This window comes from Deltaproteobacteria bacterium (assembly GCA_016931625.1).
In the GTDB taxonomy this organism is placed as follows: domain Bacteria; phylum Myxococcota; class XYA12-FULL-58-9; order XYA12-FULL-58-9; family JAFGEK01; genus JAFGEK01.
In genome coordinates this window covers 1-8105 of record JAFGEK010000037.1, presented here as the reverse complement: position 1 = coordinate 8105, position 8105 = coordinate 1, and the positions used below count along the sequence as shown (strand labels likewise).

The window sequence follows — 8105 nt, the reverse complement described above, 5'->3', positions numbered from 1 at the left end:
TGACAACCAACTGTAAATATTATACTGTAGCGATTTAATTATAATTTTGTTACTCTTTAAAACGCACTATGTCAGCACCTAAATTACATAAGCGTTGTTCGATGTGTTCATATCCTCGATCAATATGATAAATACGACGCACCACTGTTTCACCCTCGGCAATAAGACCAGCAAGCACCAAACAAGCACTGGCGCGTAAATCTGTAGCCATCACTATCGAGCCAGATAAATTATTAACACCTTCGATAATAGCTTTTCCGCCATCAACTCTAATATTCGCGCCAAGCCGGTCTAACTCGGCGACATGCATAAAACGATTTTCAAAAATATTCTCGGTTACTACACTCACCCCATTTGCCACGGTGAGCAGAGCCATAAGTTGCGCTTGCATATCAGTTGGAAACCCAGGATACGGGGCAGTTTGTACCTCGACGGGTTTTGGTCGACCTATGCTTTTCGAAATTTTAATACTATGATCTTTAATTTGAATCTGTGCGCCACTGGCACGCAATTTATCTATAAGCGCCGCTTGGTGCTCTGGTACACCTTCAACAATCGCCATATCTTCACCAACTAGAGCACCAGCCACCAAAAACGTACCAAACTCAATACGGTCGGCCACTACCCGATGATTATATGGTTGCAAATCACTATTACCATGAATGATGATGCATTCACTACCTGCACCTTCTATATGTACCCCCATTGAGCTTAGCGCTTTGGCTAAATCAACGATCTCAGGCTCGCGAGCTGCATTACGAATTGTAGTTACACCTTGTGCTAAACTCGCAGCCAGCATGAGGTTTTCAGTGCCGGTCACGGTTGGCATATCAAGTATTAGCTCAGTACCCAGCAGTTTTTTCGCACTAGCAATGACATAACCATGTTCGACTTTAATTGTTGCACCCAGACGCTCAAGCCCCTGTAAATGCTGCTCAATCGGTCGTGCGCCAATAGCGCAACCGCCAGGCAATGAAACTTTTGCTTCACCAAAACGCGCCAATAACGGGCCTAAAACCAATATTGATGCACGCATGGTACGCACTAACTCATATGGCGCTTCAAGATGATTTAAATATGAAGCATCAATATGTAGACAGTGGCCAATGCGCTCAACCTTGACCCCCATGTGTTCTAACACCTTGCCAAGCGTATAAACATCGGCAAGCTCGGGCACATTATCAAGAACACTCTTACCCGAAGCTAGCAAAGCCGCAGCCATAATCGGCAATGAGGCATTTTTTGAGCCAGAAATTCTAACCTGACCTTTAAGCGATCGACCACCAATAATCTTAAGTGCGTCCATGATAGGGGGCTAATTAAAAGAAAAAAGGTAGTACTGCAATTAGATTAGGTAATATTATTTGATATCTAATCGTCACCAACCAAACCATTTATTATTTAAATTTCCCAAATAACCCTACAAAAAATTGAAATGAGTGCTTTTGCTCATCCCAATTTGACTAAACCTCGACTTGACGCAGAGCCTTAACGCGACTACAAACTAGCCCTAAGTTTTGCATCAACAATTATACGCGACCGTGTGTCAGCGTTTATTTTTAGATCGTTTAAAACAAACGCTAGATGCAAGGTTATAAGTCGGAAGAAGTATGGATCTTGACTTCACCTTTTTAATACAACTTGGGTTATTTTTAATTGTACTCATTGTATTAAATCCGATTTTATTTAAGCCGCTTTTACGTGTCTTTGCTCTGCGTCACGAACGTATGTATGCAATTAAAGATGAAATCGAAAAACTTAAAAACGAGGCTGCCGCTGATCTCGAAGTCTACCAAGCTCGTATGCGCGCTGCTCGTGATGCTGCCATGAGTGAAAGCGACAAACTCATCAGCGCTGCTCGCGAAGAAGAACGGCGACTGCTTAGCGAAATACGACAAGAAATTGCTCACTCCCTTAACCAAGCACGCGAACAAATTTCTGCTCTTGAGCAAGAAAATCAACAAAAGCTGCAAAAAGAAACCAACAAGCTTGCAAGTATTCTATCGACCAAACTTCTTCAGCGTGAGGTAAAATCTTGAAGTTTAATACCCACCTAAAAGTTTGGTCCTTAAACATTTTTGCAATACTGTTATTTGCACCTGCTCTAACATTAGCTTCAAGTAGCCATACTGGTGAATTTCATATCAACTGGTGGCATTGGGATTTACTCACACCACCGGTTGGTTGGTATATTATTGATTTTTTAATATTTGTATCACTCCTAATTTTTTTTACTAAAGGCCCCTTAAAAAAAGGTTTTTCCTCTCGACATCAAAGCATCAGTCAAGCTGTAATTGCCAATGACAATGCTTTTACTGCAGCTAAAAATGAATATGAAACTACACGCAATAAACTAGCCGCGGTTGAAAGCGAAGCTTTACAACTGTGCACTCGAGTAAAAGAAGGTGGGGCAGCAATTAGTGAGAGAATTATTACCGATGGCCGTGCATATGCTTTGCGTTTACGTGAAGACGTTAAAGAAATCATCTCTCAAGAAACGCAAAGATCCCGCGAACGTTTACAGCGAACCCTTAGCTTGCAAGTTTTAGAAACGACCGAAAAAATATTAATAAATAATATTACCGCTGCTGATCGCCAACGTATGATTGATAATGCTTTGCGCGATTTTGACAATTTTGACTGGCTTGTTAAACAACCAGCAAAGCGAGAGATTTCGTGAGTGCTGTTGCCAGACGCTATGCTACTGCCGCCGTTGAAGTTGCAGCTAGCAAAGGTGGTAATGAAGCTGTTGACTCTTTGGCCAATGGTTTAGCGCTTTTTCACTCTGCTTACTTATTAAGCCCAGAGCTACAAAATGTGCTTAAGAATCCGTTATTACAAAATGAAGGGCTTCTGGCTTTGCAAGCGGTATTGCAAAAACTTGGTCTTAATGACGATACCAAACGATTCATTTTACTTCTTGCTAATCGTTCTCGCCTAAAAGAGCTTGGCGAGATTGTCCAAGCAACACTTGCAGCAGCAGATAAACACTGCAATCGTTTACGTGCTTATATTACTTCTGCAATTGCATTAACCCCCGAACAAAAACAGCGGCTCAAGCAAATTCTTGAACAACGCTGTAGTCAACCAGTTATTTTAAGTATCACTGTTAATACTGAAATTATTGGTGGTCTAATTTGTCATATGGGTGACGTAACTTTAGATGCAAGTCTTCGCCAATCGCTCGATTTATTACGCGAACGTTTTTTGGCTTAGGCATATTTAAGGCAAATGGGGTATAAGGTATGCAAATTCGCGCTGAAGAAATCAGCAACATTATCAAACAGCAGATCAGTGACTTTGAACATAAAACTGAAGTTGCCGAAACCGGTAGCGTAATTTCGGTTGGTGACGGTATTGCCCGCATCTACGGCCTTAAAAGCGTTATGGCTGGCGAGATGGTTGAGTTTGTTGGTGGCGTTAAAGGTTTGGTACTAAACCTTGAAGAAGATAATGTTGGCGTCGCCATTATGGGTGAAGGCCATGATATCAAAGAAGGCGACACTGTTAAACGCACTAAACGAATTGCTGATGTTCCAGTTGGGCCCGCCACCCAAGGTCGTGTGTTAAATGCCTTGGGTGAACCCATTGATGGTCTTGGCGAATTAGCTGCAAATGAACGTCGTTTAATTGAAGTGAAAGCACCTGGTATTTTGCCACGCCAATCGGTTAATGAGCCACTGCAAACCGGCCTAAAAGCTATTGATTCAATGATACCTATCGGTCGTGGGCAACGTGAACTTATCATTGGTGACCGTCAAACCGGCAAAACCGCCTTGGCTATTGATACTATTATCAACCAAAAAGGTGGTGACGTTAAATGCATTTACGTTGCTATCGGACAAAAGCAATCTACTGTTGCGCAAGTTGTTGACAAGCTTAAACAACACGGTGCTATGCAATATACTACCGTTGTTTCGGCAACAGCTTCTGATCCCGCACCTATGCAATTTTTAGCCGCCTATTCAGGTTGCGCCATGGGTGAGTACTATCGCGACAATGGTCAGCATGCTTTAATTATTTATGATGACCTTTCTAAACAAGCGGTAGCTTATCGCCAATTGTCACTACTGCTGCGTCGACCACCAGGTCGTGAAGCTTATCCTGGCGATATTTTCTATCTCCATTCGCGTTTGCTTGAGCGCGCCGCAAAAATGTCTGATGCGCAAGGTGGTGGTTCGCTAACCGCACTGCCGATCATCGAAACTCAAGCCGGTGACGTTGCTGCGTATATCCCCACTAATGTTATCTCAATCACTGACGGGCAAATTTATCTTGAAGGTGATTTATTTTATGCTGGACAACGTCCTGCAGTTAACGTGGGTATTTCGGTTTCACGTGTTGGTGGTTCTGCGCAAATTAAAGCCATGCGCAAAATTGCCGGTAACTTACGTATTTTATTAGCGCAATACCGTGATTTGGCTGCTTTTGCACAATTTGGTTCTGATTTAGATAAAGCTACCCAAGAGCAACTGGCAAATGGGCAGCGCTTAACTGAGATGCTCAAGCAAGGTCAGTATGTTCCAATGCGTGTCGGTATACAGATCATCCAAATCTATGCTGGTACGCAAAAAATGCCAGGCAAAAATAAAACTTGGGTGCGCGATATTCCTCATCAAGACATTGCACGTTGGGCTAGCGAAATTGAAAGTTTTGTTTCGGCACGACACACCAATGTGCTTGATGAGATTGAAAAAACCGGTGAATTAACTGATGCCGTAAAAGCTAGTATCGAAAATGTGTTGGCGCAATTTAAAGATATCTTTAAACCAGCGGAGACTTAAAAACTTATCGACGCTTTTTTTAAAAAAAGCTAACCCTGATAAAGGCCTTAATAACAATGGCATCGTTAAGAGAGATTCGCAAACGCGTGCGCTCGATTTTAAGCACGCAAAAAATTACTGGAGCAATGAAACTGGTTGCAGCTAGCAAATTACGCCGGGCGCAAAATGCCATCCTCTCGGTTAGACCATATGCCAATGAACTAGGGGCAATGTTACAACGCCTAGCTACTCGTGCTGATAGCCATGGTAGTGAAGCCGCCCATCCTTTGCTTGAAATGCGCGAACCCCGTAGAGTTTTACTTGCCGTAATGACTTCTGATCGTGGTCTATGCGGCGCTTTTAACATCAATATTTTACGACAAGCCGAACACTTTATTCGCGAGCATGGCTCACGCTTTGAAAAGCTAACTATTGCAACTATTGGTCGTAAAGGTCGTGATTATTTTACTAAACGCAAAGTTGCTACGTTGCGTAACTATCCTAATGTCTTTAACGAGCTTGGTTATCATAAAGCCACCAATATTGCCGAAGGCTTATGTCAAGATTTCATTGCTCATGATCTCGACGCGGTTTATTTGCTTTATAACGAATTTAAGAGCGCCATGACGCAGCGAGTGGTGGTTACTGATTTGCTGCCTATCGTGCACGCTGAACTACCCATCGGTGAAGATATTGATTATATTTATGAGCCTAATCACTCTGCAGTTCTCAATCTGCTAGTACCACGCTATGTTGCTACCATAATTTGGCGAGCCTTGCTTGAAAGCTCTGCAGCCGAACACGGCGCGCGCATGACCGCGATGGATACCGCCACGCAAAACGCTAAAGATCTCGTGAGCCGCCTCACCTTGCTCTACAACCGTACTCGGCAAGCGGCGATCACTCGTGAATTAATGGAAATCGTCAACGGTGCTGAAGCATTAAAGGGATAAAACTAACTTTTAAAAAAGACCGGCGCTAAAGCTCAAGCTCATTAAAAATGTAACGCTGATCTTTAATGGAGAAAAACAAAATGGCAGCAGAAGCACTAGCACAAGGGCATGTTACTCAGGTTATCGGACCTGCCGTAGATGTCGAGTTTCCGCCCGGGCAAGTGCCGCAAATTTATACGGCGTTAACTGCTACGAATCCTAGTATTAATGACCAAGCTGATAATTTAGTGTTAGAAGTTGCACAGCATCTTGGTGAAAATACCGTACGTACTGTGGCCATGGAAGTCACTGATGGCTTGGTACGTGGCACCCCCGTAAAAAGTACCGGTGCTCCTATTGCAATGCCGGTTGGTCCAGAAGTTTTAGGTCGTATTCTTAATGTAATTGGCGAGCCGGTCGATTATCTTGGTCCGGTCAAAACTAAAAAATATCGACCGATCCATCGCCCCGCTCCTACATTTACTGAGCAATCAACCTCAGTACAGACGTTTGAAACCGGTATTAAGGTCATTGATTTGCTTGCGCCTTACGCGCGTGGCGGTAAAATCGGTCTTTTTGGTGGTGCCGGCGTCGGCAAAACTGTTCTCATTATGGAACTAATTCGTAATGTTGCCGTACGCCGTGGCGGTTTCTCAGTATTTGCTGGTGTTGGTGAGCGAACTCGCGAAGGTAACGACCTTTATTATGAAATGATTGACTCCGGCGTTATCGCCGCAGAAAAAGATGCAAATGGCCATCCGCTAAAAAATCCTGATGGCTCAATCAAATTAATCCCGGGCAAAAGCCAATGCGCTTTAATTTATGGGCAAATGAACGAGCCTCCTGGTGCTAGAGCCCGCGTAGCTTTATCAGCTTTAACTGAGGCTGAATATTTTCGTGATGATGAAGGCAAAGATGTTTTGCTGTTTATTGATAACATCTTTCGTTTTACTCAAGCTGGTTCAGAAGTTTCAGCATTGCTTGGGCGTATGCCCAGCGCTGTGGGCTATCAACCTACTTTAGCTACCGAAATGGGCGCTCTGCAAGAACGCATTACTTCAACCAACAAAGGGTCCATCACCTCGGTACAAGCAATTTATGTTCCTGCTGACGATCTTACTGACCCAGCCCCAGCAACAACCTTTGCTCACCTTGACGCCACTACGGTTTTATCACGTGCAATAGTTGAAATTGGTATTTACCCGGCTGTCGACCCACTTGATTCTACTTCACGTCTGCTAGACCCTATTGTTATTGGTGATGAACACTATCAAACAGCACGCCAAGTACAATCGATTTTACAACGCAATAAAGAGTTGCAAGACATTATCTCAGTACTGGGTATGGATGAATTAAACGATGAAGATAAACTTGTAGTTACCCGAGCGCGTCGTATTCAACGATTTTTATCACAACCCTTTCACGTTGCCGAAACATTTACCGGTTACAAAGGTGTTTATGTAGAGCTGACTGATACTATTAAAGGCTTTAAAGAAATTGTTGATGGCAAACATGACGCGCTACCTGAACAAGCTTTTTATATGGTTGGCACTATTGAAGATGCCGTAGCCAAAGCAAAAACTTTAGGCTAAAAGTCATGGCTAATGTAAAGCAACTCATGGTTAGTTTTGTCACCCCAGACCGGCAAGTGTCTCATGGTGAAGTCGATATGGTTGTTGCCCCTTCAGCGATGGGTCAAGTTGGTATTCTTCCTGATCACTGCACCCTGCTAGCTGATTTAGCGCCTGGCATAGTTGAGCTTCACAGCAAAAATAATACACTGAACGAACGCTTTGCTATCTCAGGTGGTTTTTTAGAAGTCGACCGCAATCATGTATCACTGCTAGTTGAAACCGCTGAACGAGCTAACGAAATAGATGTTGAACGCGCACGTAAATCTTTAAAAGCTTCTGAAGCGGCTTTAGCTAATTTATCTACAACCTCTGATGACTATCAAAATCAATTCAATCGAGCACAACGCGCCCGTGTTCGTCTGCAAGTTGCAGGTAAATTATAAGAGTGCCGAACCTATTTATACTGCGGACATATACCGTATCAGTAACATGGCCAATATGACTGCTTGACGTTATTAACGCGTTACGATATTATTTATTAATAATGATTAAAAGTTTTCGCGATAAAGAAACCGAAAAAATTTGGGGTGGTGACTTATCACGAAGACTGCCTACAGACATTCAATCTGTGGCGCGGCGCAAGTTGCGTATGTTGAATAATGCGCAAGGAATCGCCGACTTGCGAATTCCGCCTAACAATCGTCTTGAAGCGCTTGTTGGAGATCGAAAAGGTCAACATAGTATTCGCATTGTTATCGCCTGACCACTTGCATCGCACCCCACCTTTTTGGGGTGCCCTTTTTGGGGTGCCAAACAACCTTAATTTTTTGAAATAT

The 8105-nt window shown here is 43.2% G+C and carries 9 protein-coding genes; 8 read left to right on the top strand and 1 reads right to left on the bottom strand.

All coding sequences use genetic code 11. The features are described 5' to 3' along the window. Nucleotides 1–49: 49 nt before the first annotated feature. Nucleotides 50–1306 carry a UDP-N-acetylglucosamine 1-carboxyvinyltransferase gene (gene murA / locus JW841_03240; GenBank protein MBN1959936.1) on the bottom strand — a complete coding sequence of 419 codons (1257 nt, stop codon included), beginning with the start codon at nucleotides 1304–1306 and terminating at the stop codon, nucleotides 50–52. 304 nt (nucleotides 1307–1610) lie between these two features. Between murA and JW841_03235 the strand changes: the two genes are divergently transcribed. The 8 genes from JW841_03235 to JW841_03200 all read left to right on the top strand — a co-directional run bounded on the left by JW841_03235 (nucleotide 1611) and on the right by JW841_03200 (nucleotide 8032). Then, a complete protein-coding gene (locus tag JW841_03235; protein ID MBN1959935.1) occupies nucleotides 1611–2039 on the top strand; it encodes a hypothetical protein in 429 nt (142 codons plus the stop codon). Beyond that, nucleotides 2036–2680 carry an ATP synthase F0 subunit B gene (locus JW841_03230; protein MBN1959934.1) on the top strand — a complete coding sequence of 215 codons (645 nt, stop codon included), beginning with the start codon at nucleotides 2036–2038 and terminating at the stop codon, nucleotides 2678–2680. Before JW841_03235 ends, JW841_03230 begins: the two co-directional genes overlap by 4 nt. Then, nucleotides 2677–3216 carry an ATP synthase F1 subunit delta gene (gene atpH / locus JW841_03225; GenBank protein ID MBN1959933.1) on the top strand — a complete coding sequence of 180 codons (540 nt, stop codon included), beginning with the start codon at nucleotides 2677–2679 and terminating at the stop codon, nucleotides 3214–3216. Before JW841_03230 ends, atpH begins: the two co-directional genes overlap by 4 nt. Before the next feature lie 29 nt (nucleotides 3217–3245). Further along, nucleotides 3246–4784 carry a F0F1 ATP synthase subunit alpha gene (locus JW841_03220; GenBank protein ID MBN1959932.1) on the top strand — a complete coding sequence of 513 codons (1539 nt, stop codon included), beginning with the start codon at nucleotides 3246–3248 and terminating at the stop codon, nucleotides 4782–4784. A 56-nt stretch (nucleotides 4785–4840) separates the two neighbouring features. Then, nucleotides 4841–5716, top strand: a complete 876-nt coding sequence (gene atpG, locus JW841_03215) for an ATP synthase F1 subunit gamma (protein ID MBN1959931.1) — start codon at nucleotides 4841–4843, stop codon at nucleotides 5714–5716. An 80-nt stretch (nucleotides 5717–5796) separates the two neighbouring features. After that, a complete protein-coding gene (gene atpD, locus JW841_03210; GenBank protein ID MBN1959930.1) occupies nucleotides 5797–7287 on the top strand; it encodes a F0F1 ATP synthase subunit beta in 1491 nt (496 codons plus the stop codon). Between the two features lie 5 nt (nucleotides 7288–7292). Further along, nucleotides 7293–7712 carry an ATP synthase F1 subunit epsilon gene (atpC, locus tag JW841_03205; protein ID MBN1959929.1) on the top strand — a complete coding sequence of 140 codons (420 nt, stop codon included), beginning with the start codon at nucleotides 7293–7295 and terminating at the stop codon, nucleotides 7710–7712. Nucleotides 7713–7813: 101 nt separating this feature from the next. Then, nucleotides 7814–8032, top strand: coding sequence for a type II toxin-antitoxin system RelE/ParE family toxin (locus JW841_03200; GenBank protein ID MBN1959928.1), 219 nt, complete (start codon nucleotides 7814–7816; stop codon nucleotides 8030–8032). Nucleotides 8033–8105: the final 73 nt, after the last annotated feature.

Coding starts and splice junctions, on each gene's coding strand:
- JW841_03220 (MBN1959932.1), top strand. CDS start 3,246: ATGCAAATTCGCGCTGAAGAAATCAGCAACATTATCAAACAGCAGATC.
- atpG (MBN1959931.1), top strand. CDS start 4,841: ATGGCATCGTTAAGAGAGATTCGCAAACGCGTGCGCTCGATTTTAAGC.
- JW841_03200 (MBN1959928.1), top strand. CDS start 7,814: ATGATTAAAAGTTTTCGCGATAAAGAAACCGAAAAAATTTGGGGTGGT.
- JW841_03235 (MBN1959935.1), top strand. CDS start 1,611: ATGGATCTTGACTTCACCTTTTTAATACAACTTGGGTTATTTTTAATT.
- atpD (MBN1959930.1), top strand. CDS start 5,797: ATGGCAGCAGAAGCACTAGCACAAGGGCATGTTACTCAGGTTATCGGA.
- atpC (MBN1959929.1), top strand. CDS start 7,293: ATGGCTAATGTAAAGCAACTCATGGTTAGTTTTGTCACCCCAGACCGG.
- murA (MBN1959936.1), bottom strand. CDS start 1,306: ATGGACGCACTTAAGATTATTGGTGGTCGATCGCTTAAAGGTCAGGTT.